This is a genomic window from Streptomyces sp. NPDC040610, assembly GCF_055594065.1.
In genome coordinates, this window is the sequence record NZ_JBVIXA010000001.1 from 100,269 (window position 1) to 121,367 (window position 21,099).

Consider the following 21,099-nt stretch of genomic DNA (forward strand, 5'->3'; position numbering starts at 1 on the left):
TGCCCGGGGCCTGCGGCCAGGCTCCGCGCTCAGCCCCTGCGTCGCTTGGGCCCCAGCAACTGCTCCCGCAGCGCGGTGAGTTGATGTGATGTGTCCACGGCCCGCGCCTCGTCCAGCGTCGTCAGTGCCAGCAGCAGCACGTCCGCGACCACGAGAGCCGTGAGCGCCTCGGTCGTTATGCCGGTGGGCGTGTGCGGCGCCGTCAGGACCGCGTCCACCCGCCCCCCGAACACCTCCGCCAGCTCGTCCGTCACCAGCACGACCCGGGCCCCGACCGCCCGGGCCCGGTCGATCAGGACGTCGAGCTCCGGCAGGGCCCGCCCCGGCTGGAAGATCACCACCGCGTCCCCCCGCCGCAGCGCGAGCAGGTCGTCGGCGAGCGCGAACCCGGTCGCCCCCACGTGCCGGGCCCGCCGCCCGATGCGGCCGAGCGCCAACGCCAGGTGCCGCGCGGCCAGTTCGGACGCGGCGACCCCGAAGCAGTGGATCTCGCCCGCCTCGGCGAGCACCCCGACCGCCGTGCGCAGCGCCTCGTCCGGGGTGAGGCGGCGGGCGTGCTCGATGCGCTCCTGCGCCTCGTCGAACACCTCGTCCCAGATGCCGCCGAGGTCCCGCCCGACGTGCGCGATGCGCTGGGCGAGGCGCACCTCCGGGGCGACGCTGGAGGTGAAGTCCGCGGTGAGGTCGCGCTTGAGCGCGGGCAGGCCCGCGTACCCCAGGCGCTGGAGGGCGCGGACGACCGTGGCGTTGCTCGTCCCGCTGGCCGAGCCCAGCTCCTGCGCGGACGCGAAGAGCAGGGACTCGGCGGGCGCCCCCGCCAGATACTGCGCCACCGCGCGCTCCGACGCGGACAGCGTCTCCCACTGATCCCGCACGGCGGCCCGCAGTCGGGCCAGGCCGCCCGCGTCGCCGTCCCCGCCGGGCCCCGCCCCACCCGCCCCTGCCGCGCCGCTCCCGCCGCCCGCGCCGCCGTCCTCGCCCTCCGGCACCCCTGAAATCTTCATTACGGCTATTGACTCCCGTGTGATGCCCGTTACTCTCCTGGACAACGCATTCCAAGGAGAGAGAGTTCCGTAACCGACGTTACAGGACGGCGGTCCCGGGGACCTCTCCGTCGCGAGGAGAAGCATGGCACCGCGCACCGCCCCCGCAGGCCCGACCGACCCGCTCGTGGCCGACCCGTCCAGAACGCTCCCGGTCGTCGAGATCTCCGGCACCCCCACCGCCCGCGGCCGCCAGTACGGCGAGGCGGTCCGCCCCCAGCTGCACGCGGCGCTCGCGTACTACGAGGCCGCGTTCGGCCAGTCGGCCGGGCTGACCTGGGACCAGGTGACGGCACGGGCCGCCCGCTGGCTGCGGCCCGTGCGGGAGTACGCGCCCGACCTGGCGGAGGAGATGGCCGGGATCGCCGAGGGCGCGGGCGTCGGCCTCCTCGACGTCCTCGCCCTGAACGCCCGCGGCGAGGTGATCTACGACCGGTCGTTCAAGGACATGGCCGGCAGTGCCGCGCCACAGGCCGCCGCCGAAGCCGCCGCCGAGGCCGCCCCCGAAGTCCCCGACGGCTGCACCTCCTTCGCCGCCTACGGCGAAGCCAGCGGCGACGGTCACGTCTACGCCGGGCAGAACTGGGACTGGCGCGCCGGAGTCGCCGACACCGTCGTGATGCTGCGCATCGTCCAGCCCCCGAAGCCCACCCTGATCATGCAGGTGGAGGCCGGCCAGATCGGCCGCCAGGGCGCCAACTCCGCCGGGATCGCGCTCAACGCCAACGGCCTCGGCGGCCGCTTCAGCGACGCGGTCGGCCTGCCGCAGACCGTCGTACGCCGTCGCGTCCTGGACCAGCACGCCATCACCGACGCCGTCGACGTGCTCTGCCGCGCCCGCGCCCACATCGCCTCGAACGCCCTGCTGACCTGCCGCGAAGGCTTCGCCATCGACCTGGAGACGACGCCTGCCGGGCACGGCTGGATGTATCCGACCGACGGGCTCCTCGTGCACGGCAATCACTACCAGGCGGGCGTCCCCGCCGCCCTCGCCGCCGAGTACCGCCCGATGTCCCCGGACTCGTTGATCCGCGTCCCGCGCGCCGAACAGGGCCTGCGCGCCCTGCGCGCCGCCACCGGACCCGACGAGTCCCTGAAGATCATCAAGCAGGCCATGTCCGACCACCTGGGCCACCCCGAGTCGCTGTGCACCCACCCCGACCGGCGCCGCCCGCCCCTCAAGCACTGGGCCACCCTCGTCTCCTCCTGCGTGGACCTGACGACCGGCGACTACCGCGTCACCGCGGGCACCCCCTGCGACCGCGACTACCAGCACCTTCCGTGGAACCTCTACGACGGCCCGTACGGAGAAGCCAGATGACCACGAAGCGCCCGCAGCGGCCCCCGCGCCGGATGCGGCTCCCGCGCCCGACGCTGCCCCCGCGCCCGCGCGCCGTCGGCGCCGGGCTCGCCGCCCTGGCCCTGCTCGGTGCCGCGGGCTGCGCCGGAGCCGACACCTCCGCCCTCGGCGGCAAGCCCGCCGACGCCGCGAAGCTCAAGCTGTCCCCGACCACCCCGCCCGCCCGCGGCCAGCTCGACCGCGCCGACTGGCTCCTGGAGGACGAGCCCGACTCGCTCGACCTCGACACCCAGGGCACCAGCGCAGGCCGCGTCGTCCTCACCAACGTCTGCGAGCGGCTCTACCAGCTCCAGCCCGACATGAGCGTCAAGCCGTTCCTCGCCGAGAAGGCCCGCACGCCCGACGACCGCACCCTCGTCCTGACCGTCCGCGACGGCGTCACCTTCCACGACGGCTCGAAGCTCACCGCCGCCGACGTGCTGTGGAGCCTGAAGCGGCACGCCGACCCGGACATGGAACAGGCCGACGAGTTCGGCAACGTCCTGGCGATGGAGAAGACCGGGCCGCGCGAGATCACCGTCCGCTTCAAGGAGCCCGACGCCCTGTTCACCAAGGCGCTCGCCGGGGACGCGGGCATCGTCTGGAACCCCCGCCAAGTGCGCGCCGCGGGCAAGGAGTTCGGCACCCCGGGCCACGGCGACGCCTGCTCGGGTCCGTACCGCCTGAAGAGCTGGAAGTCCGGCGACTCGCTCACCATCGAGGCGTACGAGGGGTATTGGGGCAAGAAGCCGCCGACCCGCCGTGTCGACTTCCGCTGGGCCTCCGACAGCGCCCTCGTGAACGCCCTGAAGACGGGCGCCGCCGACGGCACGTACGCCGAGTCGCCCAACACCGCCGCCGCCCTGCGCACCACCAAGGGCCTCAAGCAGTACTACGGCCCCTCCACCGCCTCCCTCGTCCTCATCCCGACCGCCCGCGGCGGCCTCAAGGACCCGGCGATCCGGCGCGCCCTGTCCCTCGCCCTGGACCGCGAGGGCATCGCCAACTCCGGTTACGGCGGGCTCGTGCAGCCGTGGGCGTCGCCGGTCGGGGCGGGCGCCTGGGGGTACGAGAAGCGGCACTTCGCCGCCGCCCAGCGGAAGCTGACGGCGGTCGCGCCGGTCTCGCCCTCCGCCGACGACATCGCCGAGGCCCGGAAGCTGGTCAAGGAGGCGGGCGCCCCCGACGACCCGATCGTCATCGGCACCGACAGCAGCCAGGGCCGCACGGTGGTCGCCAACGCCACCCGCGCCGCGCTCCAGCGCATCGGCCTGAAGGCACAGATCAAGACGGTCCCGCCGGCCCAGTTCGAGGAGTTCTACAGCGACCCCGGCGCCCGCGCCGACATCGACGCCCTCGTCGGCGACTGGTACATCTCCAAGTCCGACCCCATGGGCTTCTACGACAACGGCCTGTCCGACTCCTCCAACAACTGGGTCGGCTTCAAGGACGCCACGTACGACCGTCTGACGCGCCGCGCCCTCGGCACGCTCGACGACGAGCGCCGGGCCCGGCTCACCACCGACATCCAGCGGCGGTTCGTGAACGCGGCCGTCTGGATCCCCGTGGCGCAGGTGCCGACCGCGCTCGTCCTCAGCGACGAGCTGACCGGACCGCCCGCGTCCCAGGCGTACCTCTACTACCCGTGGGCCGCCCAGCTCGGCCCGCGAAAGGCCGGGTGAGCCCCATGGCACTTCGCCTCGCACTCCGCGTCGGCCGCCGCGTCACCGGTGTGCTCGCGACGCTCCTCGCTGCCTCCTTCGTCATCTTCGCCGCCGTGTACGCGGCGCCGGGCGACCCCGCCGTGTTCCTCGCGGGCGGCCGCGACAAGCTGACACCGGAACGGCTCGCGCAGGTCCGCGCCGAGTACCACCTCGACGAGCCCCTGTTCGTCCAGTACGGCCGCTGGCTGTGGGACTGCGTCCACCTCGACCTCGGCCGCTCCTTCAAATACAGCGACCAGGTCGCCGACCTGGTGGCCGCCCGCTTCCCCACCACCCTCCAACTCGTCCTGTACGCCACGGTCCTGTTCGTCGTCCTCGGCGTGGGCGCGGGCGTCCTCGCCGCCGTGAAGCGGTCCACGTGGGTGGACTCGGCGGTGGTGGGCGCGACGACGCTGGCCGCGTCGGTGCCGTCGTTCGTCGCGGCCATCGCGCTGGTGTCGTTCTTCGGGGTGCGGCTCGGCTGGTTCCCGGTGACCGGGAGCGGGTCCGGCTTCCTGGACACGGTCCGCCATCTCACGCTGCCAGCCCTGTCGCTGGCGCTCGGCGCGCTCGCCCTCGTCAGCCGGGTCACCCGGCAGGCGATGGTGGACGCGGCGGCCTCCGACCACGTCGAGGCGGCCCGCGCCTCCGGCGTCCCCGAGCGGGACATCGTCCGCCGGCACGTCCTGCGCAACGCGCTCGGCCCCATCGTGACCATGTGCGGCCTGGTCATGGCGGGCATGCTCGCCGGAACCGTCGTCGTGGAGACCGCGTTCGGCCTCAGCGGCATCGGCTCGCTGCTCGTCGGCGCCATCAACACCCATGACTTCCCCGTCGCCCAGGCCGTCCTGCTCCTGATGGTCACCGGATACATCGTGGTCACGACGCTGGTGGACGCCGTCCACCCGCTGCTCGACCCCCGCGTCGAAGGAGCGGCCCGATGACCGCGATCCTCACCGAAGCCCCCGCCCCGGCCCTCGCGGCCGTACGCGGACGCCGTCCCGTCGGCGTCCTCGTCGCGGGCACCCTCCTCGCCCTGGTTGTCATCGCGGCCGTGTGCGCCCCCCTGCTCGCGCCGTACGCCCCCGACACCATCGACCTCTCCTCCTCCCTCGTCGGCACCGGCCGCGACCACCTCCTCGGCACCGACTCCTCCGGCCAGGACCTGCTCTCCCGGGCCCTGTACGGAGCCCGCAGCAGCCTCATCGCCCCGCTCGCGCTGCTCGCCGTCGCCGGAGTCCTCGGCGTCACCCTCGGCGTGCTCGCCGCGTGGCGCGGCGGCTGGGTCGACGTCCTCGTCTCCCGCCTCACGGACGTGATGTACGCCTTCCCCGGCCTGCTGTTCACCGTCCTGATCATCGCGGTCTTCGGCGCGGGCATGACGACCTCCGTCCTCGCCCTCGGCCTCGCCTTCACGCCGACCGTCGCCAAGTACACGCGCTCCCTGGCCCTTTCGGAGGCCCGCAAGCCGTACGTCGACGCCTACCGCGTCCAAGGCATGGGCGGCCTTCGCATCTGCGCCGCCCATGTCGTCCCGAACCTCGCCCGCGCGATCCTCGGCTACCTGGTCGTCCTCTTCGGCGAGGCCCTGATGTCCCTGGCGACCCTCTCCTACCTGGGCTTCGGCGCCCAACCCCCGTCCTCCGACTGGGGCTTGATGGTCCAGGAGGGGCAGGCCGCGATCGTCCAGGGCGCGATGCTGCCCGCACTCGTGCCCGGCACGGCCATCGCCCTGGTGGTCGTGTGCTTCAACGTCGTCGGCGTCTGGGCCGCCGACCGTCTGGGGAGGCAGTGATGAGCGAATTCCGTCCCGGGGGTACGTCCGCTCCGGTGGCCGAGGCCTCGGTGGGACCCGGCGCCGCGGCGGAGCCCGGTTCCACGGTGGAGTCCGACGCCGTGGCGGAGCCCGGTGCCCTGCTGGAGATCGCGGACCTGACCCTGCGGCTGCCCGGCGCCGCCCGGCCTGTCCTCGACTCGGTGTCCCTGACCGTGGCGCCCGGCGAAGTCGTCGCCCTGGTGGGGGAGTCGGGCTCGGGCAAGTCGACGACGGCGAAGGCGGCACTCGGGCTCTTCCCCGCCGGGGCGGTGGCCTCCGGTTCCGTACGCTTCGACGGCACCGAAGTCCTCGGCCTCACCGGCGAACGGCTGCGCGCCCACCGCGCCGACGGTGTCGCCCTGGTCCACCAGGACCCGCGGGCCGCGCTCAACCCGGTGCGGCGCGTCGGGGACTTCCTGGTCGAGCGCGGCGCCAGCAGGTCGGAGGCGGTCGAGCTGCTCGCCTCCGTGGGGCTGCCGGACCCGGCCCGCCGGGTGCGGCAGCGGCCGCACGAGATGTCCGGCGGGATGCTCCAGCGCGTCGTCATCGCGGGCGCCCTCGCGGCCCGCCCGCGCCTGCTCCTCGCCGACGAGGCGACCAGCGCGCTCGACGTCACCACCCAGGCCGACATCCTCGCCCTGCTGCGCACCCTGCGCGCCGAGCACGGCCTCGGGCTCCTCTTCATCACCCACGACCTGCACCTGGCGGCCGCGTACAGCGACCGTGTGTACGTCATGTACGCGGGCCGCGTCGTCGAGTCCCGCACGGCCTCGGCGCTCTTCACCACCCCCGCCCACCCCTACACCCAGGGCCTCCTCACCTGCTCCCCGACCCTGGGCGACACCCTCACGCCCCTCCGCCCCATCCCGGGCCGCCCCCCGTCCCTCTCGGACACCTACACGGGCTGCCCCTTCGTCAGCCGCTGCCCCGAGTCCCACCCGACCTGCGAGACCTGGGCCCCGGAGCCGGTGCGCCTGCCGGACGGCGGCACAGCGGCCTGCGCCCTCGTGAGTGCCGCACAGCCACAGGCCGACGGCGCCGACACGGACAAGGTGAACCACGGATGAAGCCCCACCTGCTGCTGGAAGCAGACAGCCTCAGCAAGACCTACCCCCTGCCGGGCGGCGGCTCCCACCGGGCGGCGGACGGCGTGACCTTCACCGTCCCCCCGGGCGGCGCCCTCGGCATCGTCGGCGAGTCCGGCTCCGGCAAGACGACGGTCGCCAGGATGCTCGTGGGCCTGGTCCGCCCGGACCACGGCACGATCACGGTGGCGGGCAGGACGAGGGACCCCCGTCCGCCCAGGGGCAGGGCGGCCCGCCTGGCCAGGGCGAGGGAGATCCAGATGGTCTTCCAGGACCCCTATGGCTCCCTGGACCCCCGCCTGACGGCGACCCAGTGCCTCCGCACGGCGCTGCGCCTGCACGACCGGGGCGAGGCGGAGGCGGCGGAGCTCCTGGACCGGGTGGGCCTCGGCCCGAGGGAGGCGGACGCCCGCCCGAGGGACCTGTCGGGCGGCCAGCGCCAGCGCCTGGCCATCGCGCGGGCCCTTGCCGTGGACCCCAGGATCCTCGTCCTGGACGAGGCGGTGGCGGCGCTGGACGTGTCGATCCAGGCCCAGATCCTCCAGCTTCTTGCGGAGATCAGGGCGGAGACGGGGGTGGCGCTGGTGTTCGTGAGCCATGACCTGGCGGTGGTGCGGCACGTGACGGACGAGGTCCTGGTCATGCGTCGCGGCAAGGTGGTCGAACGGGGCCCGACCCCCCAGGTCCTCTCGTCCCCCGAGGACCCGTACACCCACCTCCTCCTGGCCTCCGTACCCACCGAAGGCTGGGACCCGACCGTCGCAGCCCACGCCCGCGCGTCCCTGGACCCGACCTAGCCCTGGCAGTACGCCCCGCGCGGGCGGGGCACCTCACCCCCGATCGGCCTCCGGCCTCGTCCTCAAACGCCCGACGGGCTGAAAGATCCCCGCCCCGCCGGACGGGCGGCGTCCCAGCGCAACCAGGGACATCTCAGCCTGTCCGGCGCTTGAGGACGAGGCCGAAGGCCGATCCACGCCCAGCACGGCGCCCCCGCCAGAAAAAGGCAGGAGCCCCGCTGCTCCCACGAACGTGGGAGCGCAGGGCTCCTTGGGTACTGCTTCCGTCCGGATCAAGCCTCCCTTGTGGGAGGCAAGCCGCCCCTTAGATGGGGGTGACGTTCTCCGCCTGCGGACCCTTCGGGCCCTGCGTGACGTCGAAGTTCACGGCCTGGTTCTCCTCGAGGGAGCGGAAACCGCTGGCGTTGATCGCGGAGTAGTGCACGAAGACGTCGGGGCCTCCGCCTTCCTGGGCGATGAAACCAAAGCCCTTTTCGGCGTTGAACCACTTCACGGTTCCGGTAGCCATAAGCCCTCCTTGGGCCAAAGGGTTGCCCTGCTCCAGAACCTGCGATTGTTGAAACAACTGCAAAAGTCTGAAAACGACGAGAGCCCGCGGGTCACATGCTCCGCAGGCTCTGTACTGCAAGGGAAACCAAACTGCAACTTGCGGTGAGCTTAGCACGCAGGCACCCGGAAGCAATAGGGATCAAGATCACGTCACCCGGAGGTTTGACGGGATCTTCAGCAGGGTTGACGGAGGGCGCTCCGGGCCCCCGGCGACAGCGCCGCGCCGCGACGGGTCTAGCCTCACCGATGTGGACAATTCTCCCGCTGACACCCCGGACGGGGGGCCCTCGGACGGGGCCGCCTCAGCCCGCACCGCGAGGCCGCGCGTCGGCCACATCCAGTTCCTGAACTGCCTGCCCCTGTACTGGGGCCTGGCCAGGACCGGCACCCTGCTCGACTTCGAGCTCACCAAGGACACCCCGGAGAAGCTCAGCGAGCAGCTGGTGCGCGGGGAGCTGGACGTCGCTCCGGTGACCCTGGTCGAGTTCCTGAAGAACGCCGACGACCTCGTCGCCTTCCCGGATCTGGCCGTGGGCTGCGACGGCCCGGTGATGTCCTGCGTGATCGTGTCGCAGGTGCCGCTGGACCGCCTGGACGGGGCGCGGGTGGCCCTCGGCTCCACCTCGCGCACGTCCGTGCGCCTCGCGCAGCTGCTCCTGGCGGAGAAGGTCGGCGTACGTCCCGACTACTACTCGTGCCCGCCCGACCTCGGCCTGATGATGCAGGAGGCGGACGCCGCCGTCCTCATCGGCGACGCGGCGCTGCGCGCGAACCTCATCGACGGCCCGCGGCTCGGCCTGGAGGTCCATGACCTGGGCCGGATGTGGAAGGACTGGACGGGCCTGCCGTTCGTCTTCGCGGTGTGGGCGGCGCGGCGCGACTACCTGGCGCGCGAGCCGGAGGTCGTACGGGAGGTGCATCAGGCGTTCCTGTCCTCGCGGGACCTGTCCCTTGACGAGGTCGCGAAGGTCTCGGAGCAGGCGGCGCGCTGGGAGGCGTTCGACGCGGGCGTCCTTGAGCGGTACTTCACGACGCTGGACTTCCGCTTCGGGGCGGCGCAGCTCGCGGGGGTGGCGGAGTTCGCGCGGCGCGTCGGGCCCTCGACCGGGTTCCCGGCGGACGTGAAGGTGGAGCTGCTCGGGCCGTAGCCGCGGCCGGGCCCGTGCCCGGCGCGTGCGCCCCCGGGGTCCGGCGGGTCACGTGCTCGGCACGGGTGCCTTCATGTGCTTGCTGATCCACTGGATCGGCCCGTTCCCCATGCCGGGCACGTACGAGTGGGCGCTGTGGGTGCCGCCCTGGATGACGTTCAGACGCGTCTTGACCGGGCCCTTCCCGTACTCCTTCATGAACGCCTCCAGGTTCGCCTGCCCCTTCTCCGCCGTTCCGACCTGGAAGGCGATGTCGACCTCGGGGCCGCCGCGCGCGATCAGGCGCCGGGCGAGCCGACCCGGGTCGTTGGCGAGCCGCTCGGTCTCGTGGCCGTGCCACAGGGGCGAGTCGGGCACGGTGTCGGGGCCGCTCGCGATGACCGCCCGGAACCGGTCCGGGCGCTTGAGGACGGACTTCAGACCCACGAATCCGCCCGAAGAGGAACCCATGAAGGCCCAGCCGTCACGGGAGTCGAAGGTGCGGAAATTCGCCTTCACGAAATCCGGTATGTCCTCCGTCATCCAGGTGCCCATTCGCGGCTGCCCCGGTATGTCACTTCCGTCGTAATAGAACTTGTCATCGGGATTGAGTACGGGCATCACGACGACGAACGGCAGGCTCTTTCCCTGGCGTGACCACTTGGCGATGGAGCTCTCCAGCTTGAGGTCCGTGCCCATCCAATAGTTATTGGGGTAGCCGGGGCCGCCGGGCAGCGCGATGAGCACCGGGAAGCCGCTGTGCGCGTACTTCGGGTCGAAGTATTGCTTGGGCGCCCAGACCCATACCTTTCCGGTGAACCCCGACTTCTTGCCGCGCAGGGTCGTCACGCCGATCTTGGTGCCGTCCTCCAGGGTGCTTTCCGTGGTGAAGTCCGCGCGCGGCCCCGTCGGCATCCGGCTGCCGTCGGCCTTCGCCCGCCGGGCGGCGCCCGCGTCCCCGGACGAGGACGCCTTCGGGTTGTCGAACGTGACCGGCTCGGGCTTGTCGGACGAGCAGCCGGTGAGGGCGGCCGCGGCCAGTGCGGCGGCCATGAGGGCGGCGATGCGGGTCGGGCGGCGGTTCATGGCGCTCCAGGGAGTCCGGGCAGGCGTACAGGGGCAATCTGGTCATTTACGGATGGATAGATGGCGTGGGGGCGTGCTGCGTTCCCGTCCGCGCGCCCGTGTGCCCCACCGCATTACGCTGGCCGTCGACACGGGCACGCGGCGGACACCGGCGGACGCCGGGGCACGCACCGGCGGGCGCCGTGTGGGCATGCGATCAGCGCGTCTGGGGGAGGCCTTCGCCATGCACCCGCTCGAAGCGGACGAACCCGCCGTCATCGGCCCCTACCGACTGCTCGGACGCCTCGGCGCCGGCGGCATGGGGCGCGTCTATCTGGGCCGCAGCGCCGGTGGCCGCACCGTCGCCGTGAAGGTCGTCCACCCGCACTTCGCCCTCGACGAGGAGTTCCGCGCCCGCTTCCGGCGCGAGGTCGACGCGGCCCGGCGGGTCGGCGGCGACTGGACCGCCCCCGTCCTGGAGGCCGACCCGGAGGCACGGGTGCCGTGGGTGGCGACGGCGTACGCGGCCGGTCCCTCCCTGACCGAGGCGGTGCGGGACGGCGGCGCGCTGCCCGAGCACTCGGTCCGCGTCCTCGGCGCGGGCCTCGCCGAGGCCCTCGCGCACGTCCACGGCCTCGGCCTGGTCCACCGCGATGTGAAGCCCTCCAACGTCCTGCTCACCATGGACGGGCCCCGCCTCATCGACTTCGGCATCGCCCGCGCCACCGACGGCACCGCGTCCCTCACCTCCACGGGCGTCTCCATCGGTTCGCCCGGCTACATGTCCCCGGAGCAGATCCTCGGCAAGGGCGTCACCGGTGCCGCCGACGTCTTCTCCCTCGGCGCCGTCCTCGTCTACGCGGCGACCGGCGGCACTCCCTTCCCCGGCGACTCCTCCGCCGCGCTGCTCTACAAGGTCGTCCACGAGGAGCCCGAACTCGGCGCCCTCACCGGCGACTTCCGCGACCTGGTGGCAGCCTGCCTCGCCAAGGACCCCGCCGCCCGCCCCGCCCCCGCCGACCTGGCCCGCCACCTCGCCCCCGAGGGCGCGGCGCCGCTGGTGGCGGCGGGCTGGCTGCCCGGGGCCGTGGTGGAGCGGGTGAGCCGGAGTGCGGTGCGGCTGCTGGACCTGGAGGTGGACCACGCGAGGGGTGCGGACGGCTCGGGCGGAGCGGCGGGGCCGCTGTCGGGGCCGGTGCCGTTCACGGGGGCGAGTGCGGCTGCGGGCACGGGGGCAGGGGCAGGGGCGGCGGGCGTGTTCGGGCCGCCGGACGCGTCGTACAACTCATACGCCTCATACGCCTCGTACACGCCGGGAGGTCCCTCGACGCCGTCGGCGCCACCGCTGCCGTCGGGCCCTTCGGGCTCCCCGGCGCCGTCGGCCGCGCACGAGTCGGGCCCATCCGCGCCCCCGCCCGCGTACGAGGAGAAGAGCGCCCCGGCGCCGCACGGGGCCGGGACGCCCGCGACCGCCGACACGGCGCTGTCCGACGCGCCGCCCTCCGGCGGGCTCTCGCTCTCCGTGGCGGCGACCTCGGCGCCCGCGCGGCCCGACGGCCGGGGGCGCAGGGTGAGTTGTACGGTCGCGCTGGCGGTGGCCGGGGCGCTCGCGGCGGTCACGGTGGGGTCGGTGTTCGTGTTCAACCTGCTGCCGGGGGACGACGGCGGCGCCAAGGACTCGGCGGGACGGCCGCCGAGCGCGACGGGGGACACGGGCGACGACTCGCAGCTCGAGGGCGCCGTGCCCGCGCGCTACCTCGGCACGTGGCGCGGCAAGGCGTCGGCGCGCGACGGCCTCGTACCGCTCGGCACGTTCGAGGTGACCGTGCGCCAGGTGCCGAAGGCCGGGGACCGCATCGGCGCGGTGACGCAGACGGACCTCATCGGCGACAAGTGCGTGGACAACCTGACCCTGAAGTCGGCCACGCCCAAGGAACTCGTCGCCACCGGCGTCGGCGACAAGTCCAACCCGAAGCAGTGCTCCCAGGCCTCCCACACGGTGCGGTTGCGACCGGCCGGCTCCGGGCTGCGGTACACCTCCGAGGATCCGAAGGCGGGGGATCCGGCTGCGCGGTTGGCCAAGGTCGGGTGACATATGTGCACCTGAAGGGCTATGGGGGATTAGTCGTTGGGTGGGAATTGCGGGGAACTCGGGGGCGGTAAACCTGGGATTGACAGGTGCGGTAGCGTCCCACGTGGCAGTTGAGATTCTTTACTTTCGTGATACGGGGAGGTACCGATGGCTGACGACATCGACCGCGGTGCAAAACTCGAGAAGCTCCAGAAGCTGTACGAGGCGTTCCAGAAGAAGGAGGGCGAGGTCCGTGACCTCATCCACCTCCTGGACGGTCAGGCCAACGACAGCCACGGCTTCTGGAAGGGTCCGGGCGCCGACCGGTTCCGCGACGACTGGCGTGAGTTCAAGCCGCAGCTGAACCGCCTCGCGGACTCGCTGGGCGACGCCTACAAGTCGGCCAAGAACAGCCACGACCGGATCGAGCAGGCGACGTCGGTCTGACGTCGCACACTCGCTCCGACGTGGCGCTCTGACGCCGCGGTACGCGCATGAGGGGGGGCACCGGCAACGGTGGCCCCCCTCAGGTGCGTTGTGGGTCCCGAAGCGGGCGCCCCGTCGCTCAGGCGTCGAGGATCGCCTGTACCGGCATCATCTGCCCGCCGCGCACGAGGATGCCCCGGCCCGTGGGACCGCCGCCCGAGCCGGTCGGCACCCGGACGTTGAACAGTTCGCCGTCCGACGCGCTCTGCGGAGCCAGGATCAGGCCCTGGCGGGAGCGGCGCGCCTCGACCACGAAGCCGCGGTACTGCGAGCTGAGGGTGTCCGTGGCGCCCGCCGCGATGACCGCGATGCCGCCGTCCCTGCCGTTCTGCGCGACCTCCTCCAACGGCCGGTCCAGGGAGCCGTCGTAGAGCATGTCCGCGTCGTCGGCCACGACGGCGTACTTGCCGTCCGCGCGCTCGATCAGCTCCTTCAGGTCGCGCTCAGAGCTGTCGGCGGTCAGCACGCCGAGCACCCCGGCCTCGCCCTCCAGCGATCGCAACGGCGAACGGCGGGGCGTGACGAGGATCAGCGGCGTCCGGCTCGCGAGCAGGGTGCGCGCGGCCACGAGGAGCGCCGTGGAGCGGCCCGACTTGGGCGGCCCCGCGATCACGAAGCCGGGGCCCGACTCCTCCAGGTCGATGCCGATCGGCTCCAGTTCGTCGCCGCCCACGCAGAACAGCGCCCACAGCGGCGACGGCGGCACGAACGCCGGGTCGAGGGAGCGGGTCTGCTCCAGCGTGATGCGCATGGGCAGTTCGTCCACGCGCAGCGGGCGGCGGTCGCGCGGCGGCGTCGGGTGCCCGCGCTGTGCCTCCTGGGCGATCTCCCGCAACGCGGCGACCTGGGCCTGGCCGGACGGGTCCGGGGCCAGGAGGGCGATCTGGCTCTCCTGGACGCCGTGGTCGGTCAGGCGCAGGGCGCGCCCGGACGGCATGTCCTTGGGCACCTCACGGGCCGAAAGGCCCGCCAGGGAGTACTCGTTGGCGTCCGTGAGCCGCAGGATCAGCTTGTCGGCGAACGAGGGTGAGATCTGCCCGCTGAAGCCGCTGCGGTCGGCGGTCATGACGACCTTGACGCCGACCGCGGCGCCCTCCCGGAAGATCTTCACGATCATGTCGACGAGCTTGCCGTAGTCGATGCTCTCCAGGGCCGCGACATAGCCCTCCCAGTTGTCGACGAGCAGCACCATCCACGGCAGCCGGTCCGCGGGCGCGGCGGTGGCCCGCTGCTCGGCCGCGCTGGACAGGCCCTCCAGGGCGAGGAACTGCTGCCGCCGTGAGATCTCGGCGGAGAGCCGGTCGAGCAGGCGGCGCACCCGGTCGGGCTGGTCGCGGGTGACGATGGCGCCGCAGTGCGGCAGATTGGCCAGCGGGAGCAGCGCGTTGGCGCCGCAGTCGATGCCGTACATGTGCACGTCGGCGGGCGAGGTGTCGCGCGCCAGCGAACCGGCGAGGCTGCGCAGCGCCGTGGACCGGCCCGAACGGGCGCCACCGGCCAGCATGATGTGCTCGCCGTGCACCAGGTCGAGCGCGAGGGGCGTACGCCGCTGCTGTGCGGGCAGGTCGGTGAGGCCGATGCGGATGGGCGCCACCTCGTCGGCCGCGCGGGGCTCCTCCTCCGGTGCGTCCGGCAGGTCGCCCAGCCACAGCAGGTCGGGCAGCGGGGGCAGCCACGGGCTGCGCTGCTCGCCGAAGCCCATCAGCTCGGCGCCTTCGCGGATGGCGCCGACCAGCACGCTCAGGTCGGTGACCAGCGTGCCGTCGTCGTCGTTCGTGGCGAGCCGGGGCGCGGGGCGGCCGAAGGAGGCCCAGTCCACGGGGAACGCGGTCGCCTTCGGCCGGTCGGAGTCGTTGCTGGGCCTGCGGCCACCGATGCGCGCCGACTGCACGGCCACCAGGGACTGCGCCCCGGACCGTACGTAGGCGCGGCCGGGCGTGGACTTGGCGATGGCGCCCGCGTCCGGCGCGTCGATCACGTCGGAGGACTCGCCGCCGTCGGTCACGCGCAGGGCGATGCGGAGGTTGGTGTTGGCGCGGATGTCGGCGCTCACCACACCGGCGGGCCGCTGGGTGGCCAGGATGAGGTGGACGCCGAGGGAGCGGCCGCGGCGTGCGATGTCGACGAGGCCCGCGATGAAGTCGGGGAGTTCGGCGACGAGGGACGCGAACTCGTCGATGATCAGGACGAGCCGGGGCATCGGCTCCAGGTCGGGGCGGATCTTGCGGGTGTCGTTGTAGTCCTCGAGGTCCTTGGTGCCCGTGTCGAAGAGGATCTCCTCGCGCCGCTTGAGTTCGGCGGCGAGCGAGGCCAGGGCACGCTCGGTGAGGTGGGCGTCGAGGTCGCTGACCATGCCGACGGTGTGCGGCAGTTGGGCGCAGTCCTGGAAGGCGGAGCCGCCCTTGTAGTCGATGAGGACGAAGTTCAGGGCGTCGGGGCGGTTGGCGAGCGCGAGCGAGGCGATGATCGTCTGCAGCAGCTCCGACTTGCCCGCGCCGGTGGTGCCCGCGACCAGGGCGTGCGGCCCGTCCTTGCGGATGTCCAGGGTGAAGACGCCGTCGGCGGCGATGCCGATGGGCACCGCCGTGGTGGAGCCGCCCTGCCGCCAGATCTTGGCGACGTCCGCGCCCGCCGGGTCCGGCATGCCGAGCAGCGACAGCAGGCGCGCCGCCGTCGGCAGGGCGGCGTCGGCGTCGTCCTGGCTGACGTCGCGCACCGGTGCCAGGGACCGCGTCACCAGCTCGCACCACGCGCCGGACACCTGGTCGGCCAGGACGTCCCCGATGTCCTCCAGGCCGCCGCCGCTGATCCGTACGTGGCTCGGCCGGTCCGGCAGGCCGATGACGGCCGCCTTGCACTCCTCGGGAAGCAGCCGGTCGTCCTCGTCGACGCAGATCGCGAAGATGCCGTGCTGCGGGCCCTCCTGGAGCAGCTGCGGTACGCCGGGCATCCGCCGCAGCAGCCGGGCCCCGTCCAGGACGACCAGCGTGAACGGGTCGGGGCGCAGCCGGTTGGACGCCCCGAAGTCCGACGAGCTGGCCTTGCGGCGCTCCAGCTCGGCCTGCAGTTCGTGGATGCGGCGACCGACCAGCTCGGGCTCCGCGCCGACGAGGGACAGGCAGTCCTGGCCGCTCTGGGGAGCCGTGTGCGGCAGCCAGTGCGCCCAGTCCCAGGCGTCCTTGGCGTCGGGGGCGGCGGAGAGCACGACGAGGGAGAGGTCGCGCGGGCTGTGCAGGCCGGTGGCCTGGGCGAGGAGCCAGCGGGCGACGGCGAGGCCGATGCGGCGCTCACCGGCCACGCCGATCACGCCGAGCTCGGGCAGCGGCAGGACCACGGGGACGTCGGCGATGAGGGGCGGCTGCGGCGGGTCGTCGAAGCTGCTGCCCTTGGCGGCCCGCAGCTCGATCTCGGCCTGCTGCTCGGCGAGGCCGACCCGCAGTTGCAGCACGTCCGGGTCGACGAGGCGCCGCTCCCAGAGGCGGCGGCGGGGGCCGGTCGCGTACAGGAGGAGTTCCGCCGGGTCGGGGTGGGCGGCTCGGCGGGCCCGCTGGTCGGCCTTGCCGAGCTCGATCACCTGCGCGTCGAACTCGACGAGGGCGCGCCGGTACTCCTTCACTTCCTGCTTGTACTTCTTGCGCGTGTGGCGGGCCTCGCTGAACCAGTAGCCGAGCATCATCAGCGGGCTCATGGCGCAGAACAGCAGCGTGTAGACCTGCCTGGTCATGAAGTACATCGTCAGACCGAACAGGGCGGGGATGAAGGAAGTGATCAGCTGCAGCCGCGGCCCCTCGCCCTTGACCGGCTCGGCGGGCACGGTGAGCCGGGGGCGGTGCCGCAGCGGGGAGAAGCGGGGCGGGCGGTTGTAGGCGTAGCCGCCGTCGTCCGTCGGCGCCAGGTGCGCGTCCGGCGCCTCGGCCTCGGCCAGGACGAGCCGGGTGTCGCCGACGCGGATGAGCTGGCCCACGGGCCAGGGGCAGTCGGTGGCGACGGGCGAGTCGTCGAGGACGAGGGGTACGCCGTCCTGCGGGTGCAGCGTGACCTCGCCGCCGACGTTCACCGACAGGCGCAGGGCGAGGGCGGGGACGGAGGGGTCGGCCACGGGGAGCGTGCAGGTGGGGGCGGAGCCGACGCTCACCGTGCCCGCCTGGACGCGGGTGATGCGGCCGGTGTCGGGGCCGCCGCACACCCGCAGCTCGTACCGCCCCGCGGGCTCGCCGGCCCGCAGGAACGGGCCGATGGAGTCGTCCGTGGTGACGCGCACGCCGTCGCGCAGCGCGGAGGACGCGGGGGCCGCGGGGTCGTGCAGGGTCCCGTCCACCCACAGGCTCGGTATGCGCCCCGTCCCCGGCGCCTTGGGCGCGCCGGGCCCGACTCCGAGGGTCCCGGGAAAGCGCCCCGTGACCACGTTGCTGGAGTCGGCCGCGACGGTCAGGCAGGCCGCGGCGTCGGCGACCGTCGCGTCCTCCTCGACCGCCAGGAACACGTCCTGCGCCGCCGCGCCCTCCCGCACGACGGTCACCATTACCCGCATACCGACAAATTCCTCTCGGCCTCAGCCCGCACTCACCACAAACACGACAAAGCGTCGCGAGAACTCCCGCGCGCCCTGAATCGCCCCTGCTTACCCTTGCATACGCCTACTCGCCCTTACTTGTCCTTCTTGGCGTCCTTGACGGCCTGGTCGCATTGCCGGGCCACTTCCCGCAGCGCCTCGGCGACGTTCTCGCATTTGGTCTTCCAGCCCCCCAAGTCGCCGCGCACATCGTCCGCGTGCGGCCCGGCCCACTGCTTCATCTGCTTCGTCGAGAAGTCACGCGTGGCCTTCGGAAGGTCCTCGATATGATCCGCGAGGCTACGCAACTGCCCCGCCCTTTTGGCCTGTTCCTGCAGCTCTGGATCCGCCACCGCGGCTACCTCCCCGTTGGACTGCCGATACCGGTACGAGAGTACTCAGAGGGTCTCGACGGTGTCGAAGGGCAGGCGCGCGAAGGCATGCGGGCGGGAGTTCTCCGGGGAATTCGAGAGAGCACATGGAGTTGAGTTGCCTGCTTTGAGGGGCTTGACCGCATATCACCATTGGCGGAACTGTGACCCCTGTGGATAGCGTCAATCCGTCGGACGAGTCCGAAAACCGTAAGCCAGCGGTTCAGCGGTACAGAGGTTCAGAGGAGTAGAGAATGCCTGCGATGGATCCGGCTCGGCGGCGACTGCGCCTCGCGGACGCGCACATCAGTGTGCTTGGACTCCTGGTGGAGGAGGGAGAGGTTCCGGACGAGCTGGCGCAGGCGCGGGCGGAGTTGCGGGACGCGGGGATCCTGGACGCGGACGAGAAGATCTCGGCGGAGCTGTATCCGCTGGTGTCGACGCTGATGGAGCCGCACGTCATCGCCCGGGTGGAGATGACGGGCCCGCAGGGCGTGTCGACCAGCGGCGCGGTGGTCGGCAACGACTTCGTCTTCGCGCACGAGGGCTGGCCGGGCGAGGAGGAGTCGGAGTACGTCCCGGTGGAGCCGGAGATGCTCGTCTTCGCGCTGTCCCGGATGGTCGACCTGCACAAGGGGCCCGCCGACGTCACGGACGCCGCCGACGTCGGCGAGGAGATCGTCTCGACGATGGGCGTGCTCGACGCCGTCCTCGACCGGATGGAGTCCGAGGGCCACGAGGAGTACGAGGCCGTCGCCGAGGCCGTGCAGGCCCCGGTGCGCCTGGCCGAGGTCCTGTCGCACCTCAACTGCATGTGGCGGATGACCGTGGCCTGGCCCGGCGGCGAGGACGTCCCGGACGGCCTCGGCGTCTCCGCGCTCGCCGTGTGGGACTGCGGCCTGGAGGGCTACTGGGTCCGGGAGGCACCGGCCGAGCCGGTCCGCGAGGGCCAGGTGGACGAGAGCAGTGAGCTGAAGGTGCGCCGCGTCACCGCCAAGGAGCTCTGGGAGCGGATCACGGACCTCCTGCCCGATCAGGACCAGCTCCTCGTCGATCCGGCCGCGTAGTACCCGGCGGTCGTCCGAATGGAAGCCGAAGCGGCCGTCCGCGGGGCAGTCGCCGAACCAGCGAACGCGATGCAGTCAGGTTGGACTCAGGGGGACAAGTGACGGACAGCTCCATGCGCTTGGCCAAGCCGGCGGATCTCGAGCAGTTGGCGAAGCTCATCGACGGCAAGGGCAACTTGCAGGACCGCCTCGACGAGGCCTTCACGCGCGCCTCGACGCTCGGCGTGCGGGACAAGCTCGCCCCGATCAACCCGATGACGTCCTGGGTGACGAAGACGGCCCCCGACCTGCGCAGGCGGGCGGCCATCATCAGGGCGGGGGACGGCGACCCGCTCGCCGCCGCCCTGTACGCGGGCTTCACGCAGGAGCAGCTGAAGGACGCGAACCTGCCGCCGGACATCATGCTCATCGCGAACGCCTCGGTGGCCAACGGCGGGAAGTTCGACCCCAGCTGGCTGAAGAAGGGGGAGCACGAGACCCTCAGCGACTGGGTCACCCGCATCAAGGGCGAGGCCGTCGCGAAGGTCACGGGCAACGAGAACCTGGGTGAGGTCGTCAGCGACTACATCGAGCTGACGGCGTTCGCCTCCACGGTCCCCGGGGCCTTCAAGGTGGCGGCCGCCGGCACGCTGGGCCTCTACAAGTACTTCAAGAAGGGCGAGTTCCTGAAGGCGCCCGGAACGACGCTCGCGCAGATCCTCAAGGGCAAGGCGCCGAGCTACATTCCGTCCGGCATCGCCCGGCAGGGCGCCGCGATCGGCGCCAGGACACCGTCGGCGATCCTCAACGTCCTGACGGGAGCGGACAACTACGCCGCCCTCGCAGGCAAGCAGTGGGCGTGGGAAGCCAGCCTCGTCAAGGTCGGGAAGAACGCGGCTGCCCTGAGGACCGCCACGGGCGGCAGCCGCCTCGCGGCCTTCGCCTCCGGTGCGAGCGCGGCGGCGAGGACCTCCGGCTGGTGGCGCGCCACCGGCATCGCGGGCAGCATCGCCGCCACCGGCATCGGGGCGTTCGACCTCGTCCAGCAGGGCAATCCGATCGAGGCCTTCAAACGGGACAAGGCCGGGTACATCTCGGACGTCTCCGGCGTGGCCTTCAACGCCTCCCTCACCGCCGCCATGATCGCGCCCAACCCGGTGACCATCGGCGCCGCCGCGGTCACGGGTGTCGTCTACGGCGTCTCCTCCGTGATCGACAACTGGGACAAGGTCAAACAGTTCCCCGGCAAGGTCGCCGAGGCCGGGACCTGGGCGAAGAACAAGGTCGGTGAAGGGGTGAACAAGGTCAAGGAAGGCGGCAAGAAACTTTTGAAGTCGCTCAATCCGTTCGGTTAGCGCGGCCACCCGGCCGCGGTGTCCGTACGCGGCCGGTCTCGAGCGGCCGCGGCGTGGAGAAGTGGGGAAGGTCGGGAATGGTGAGCGGCGGGTTTTCCTTCGAGCTGCGGCGCGGTGAGCCGACGGGCCAGGTCAGGCTCCGCGACCGGGTCTACTGGTGGACCGGCGAGGTCGGCAACCTGGGCGGTGTCGAGCTGGCCTACCCGGCGCGCGAGGTGGTGCCCGTGGCCGACCAGGGGTTGTACGTCGGCACGGCGGTACGCGGCGACAGCATCCCGCCGTCCACCTTCCAGGGCCTCGGCTACACCGTGCAGCCGCGCCTGGCCCGCGGTGTCCTGACCGTCGCGGGCCAGACCGCGACGTACTCGCGCGGCGCGTGGAGCACCGACCGGCGGGGCCGGGCCCTGCGGATCGCGGCGCTGGGGCGGGAGTACACGTACCGCGAGGACCGGAACAAGAGACACCACACGCTGGAGCGCGCCGGTGCCTCCGTCGTGATGACGCGCTCCGGGTGGAAGAACCCGAAGACCATCTCCGGCACCACCGCCGGGGCGACGGACTCGGTGGACCTGAGCCTGGCGATCCTCTTCGAGGGCGTCTACACCCGCAACTTGTCGCTGGGCGGAGCGATGATCTCCGCCCCCGGGAGGATCTTCTCCCGCGTCGCTTCCTGAGCACGCCCGCCCGTTCGGCG

The 21,099-nt window shown here is 72.5% G+C and carries 17 protein-coding genes; 12 read left to right on the plus strand and 5 right to left on the minus strand.

What is annotated here, in order from left to right; genetic code table 11:
• Positions 1-29: 29 nt before the first annotated feature.
• Entirely contained in the window at positions 30-1,004 is a 975-nt protein-coding gene (locus ACZ6AA_RS00535; protein ID WP_471455673.1) for a MurR/RpiR family transcriptional regulator, read from the minus strand.
• 124 nt (positions 1,005-1,128) lie between these two features.
• Here ACZ6AA_RS00535 and ACZ6AA_RS00540 point away from each other — a divergent pair, with 124 nt between their 5' ends.
• The 6 genes from ACZ6AA_RS00540 to ACZ6AA_RS00565 are packed head-to-tail and all read left to right on the plus strand — an operon-like array spanning position 1,129 to position 7,783.
• Positions 1,129-2,364 (plus strand): C45 family autoproteolytic acyltransferase/hydolase, encoded by a 1,236-nt coding sequence (locus ACZ6AA_RS00540; RefSeq protein ID WP_471455674.1) that lies wholly within the window; start codon positions 1,129-1,131, stop codon positions 2,362-2,364.
• Positions 2,361-4,064 (plus strand): ABC transporter substrate-binding protein, encoded by a 1,704-nt coding sequence (locus tag ACZ6AA_RS00545; protein WP_468480339.1) that lies wholly within the window; start codon positions 2,361-2,363, stop codon positions 4,062-4,064. The genes ACZ6AA_RS00540 and ACZ6AA_RS00545 overlap by 4 nt, the downstream gene beginning before the upstream one ends.
• Before the next feature lie 5 nt (positions 4,065-4,069).
• On the plus strand, positions 4,070-5,029 hold the full coding sequence (locus ACZ6AA_RS00550) for an ABC transporter permease (RefSeq protein ID WP_380854383.1): 960 nt from the start codon (positions 4,070-4,072) through the stop codon (positions 5,027-5,029).
• Entirely contained in the window at positions 5,026-5,880 is an 855-nt protein-coding gene (locus tag ACZ6AA_RS00555) for an ABC transporter permease (RefSeq protein WP_468450465.1), read from the plus strand. The genes ACZ6AA_RS00550 and ACZ6AA_RS00555 overlap by 4 nt, the downstream gene beginning before the upstream one ends.
• On the plus strand, positions 5,880-6,968 hold the full coding sequence (locus ACZ6AA_RS00560; RefSeq protein ID WP_468480340.1) for an ABC transporter ATP-binding protein: 1,089 nt from the start codon (positions 5,880-5,882) through the stop codon (positions 6,966-6,968). Before ACZ6AA_RS00555 ends, ACZ6AA_RS00560 begins: the two co-directional genes overlap by 1 nt.
• The gene (locus ACZ6AA_RS00565; protein ID WP_471455675.1) at positions 6,965-7,783 is read left to right on the plus strand and encodes an ABC transporter ATP-binding protein; all 819 of its coding nucleotides are present in this window, start codon (positions 6,965-6,967) and stop codon (positions 7,781-7,783) included. The genes ACZ6AA_RS00560 and ACZ6AA_RS00565 overlap by 4 nt, the downstream gene beginning before the upstream one ends.
• Before the next feature lie 304 nt (positions 7,784-8,087).
• Here ACZ6AA_RS00565 and ACZ6AA_RS00570 read toward each other — a convergent pair whose 3' ends face one another.
• Positions 8,088-8,291 carry a cold-shock protein gene (locus ACZ6AA_RS00570; RefSeq protein ID WP_052580872.1) on the minus strand — a complete coding sequence of 68 codons (204 nt, stop codon included), beginning with the start codon at positions 8,289-8,291 and terminating at the stop codon, positions 8,088-8,090.
• 376 nt (positions 8,292-8,667) lie between these two features.
• Here ACZ6AA_RS00570 and ACZ6AA_RS00575 point away from each other — a divergent pair, with 376 nt between their 5' ends.
• The gene (locus ACZ6AA_RS00575) at positions 8,668-9,480 is read left to right on the plus strand and encodes a menaquinone biosynthetic enzyme MqnA/MqnD family protein (RefSeq protein ID WP_468451672.1); all 813 of its coding nucleotides are present in this window, start codon (positions 8,668-8,670) and stop codon (positions 9,478-9,480) included.
• A 48-nt stretch (positions 9,481-9,528) separates the two neighbouring features.
• Here the strand turns inward: ACZ6AA_RS00575 and ACZ6AA_RS00580 are convergent, their stop codons facing one another.
• Positions 9,529-10,545 carry an alpha/beta hydrolase gene (locus ACZ6AA_RS00580; protein ID WP_468450472.1) on the minus strand — a complete coding sequence of 339 codons (1,017 nt, stop codon included), beginning with the start codon at positions 10,543-10,545 and terminating at the stop codon, positions 9,529-9,531.
• Between the two features lie 223 nt (positions 10,546-10,768).
• Between ACZ6AA_RS00580 and ACZ6AA_RS00585 the strand changes: the two genes are divergently transcribed.
• A complete protein-coding gene (locus tag ACZ6AA_RS00585) occupies positions 10,769-12,616 on the plus strand; it encodes a serine/threonine-protein kinase (protein WP_471456577.1) in 1,848 nt (615 codons plus the stop codon).
• A gap of 147 nt (positions 12,617-12,763) precedes the next feature.
• Entirely contained in the window at positions 12,764-13,042 is a 279-nt protein-coding gene (locus tag ACZ6AA_RS00590; RefSeq protein WP_051811534.1) for a WXG100 family type VII secretion target, read from the plus strand.
• Between the two features lie 118 nt (positions 13,043-13,160).
• On the opposite strand, the gene ACZ6AA_RS00595 is transcribed toward ACZ6AA_RS00590, so the two are convergent.
• Both ACZ6AA_RS00595 and ACZ6AA_RS00600 read right to left on the minus strand, forming a co-directional pair.
• Positions 13,161-17,612 (minus strand): FtsK/SpoIIIE domain-containing protein, encoded by a 4,452-nt coding sequence (locus ACZ6AA_RS00595; protein WP_468480342.1) that lies wholly within the window; start codon positions 17,610-17,612, stop codon positions 13,161-13,163.
• Positions 17,613-17,728: 116 nt separating this feature from the next.
• On the minus strand, positions 17,729-17,986 hold the full coding sequence (locus tag ACZ6AA_RS00600) for a hypothetical protein (protein WP_468450476.1): 258 nt from the start codon (positions 17,984-17,986) through the stop codon (positions 17,729-17,731).
• 272 nt (positions 17,987-18,258) lie between these two features.
• Between ACZ6AA_RS00600 and ACZ6AA_RS00605 the strand changes: the two genes are divergently transcribed.
• The 3 genes from ACZ6AA_RS00605 to ACZ6AA_RS00615 all read left to right on the plus strand — a co-directional run bounded on the left by ACZ6AA_RS00605 (position 18,259) and on the right by ACZ6AA_RS00615 (position 21,079).
• Positions 18,259-19,071 carry a hypothetical protein gene (locus ACZ6AA_RS00605; RefSeq protein WP_468450478.1) on the plus strand — a complete coding sequence of 271 codons (813 nt, stop codon included), beginning with the start codon at positions 18,259-18,261 and terminating at the stop codon, positions 19,069-19,071.
• Between the two features lie 113 nt (positions 19,072-19,184).
• A complete protein-coding gene (locus tag ACZ6AA_RS00610) occupies positions 19,185-20,405 on the plus strand; it encodes a mucin-2 (protein ID WP_468450480.1) in 1,221 nt (406 codons plus the stop codon).
• A 77-nt stretch (positions 20,406-20,482) separates the two neighbouring features.
• On the plus strand, positions 20,483-21,079 hold the full coding sequence (locus ACZ6AA_RS00615) for a hypothetical protein (protein WP_471455676.1): 597 nt from the start codon (positions 20,483-20,485) through the stop codon (positions 21,077-21,079).
• The last annotated feature ends 20 nt before the right edge of the window (positions 21,080-21,099 follow it).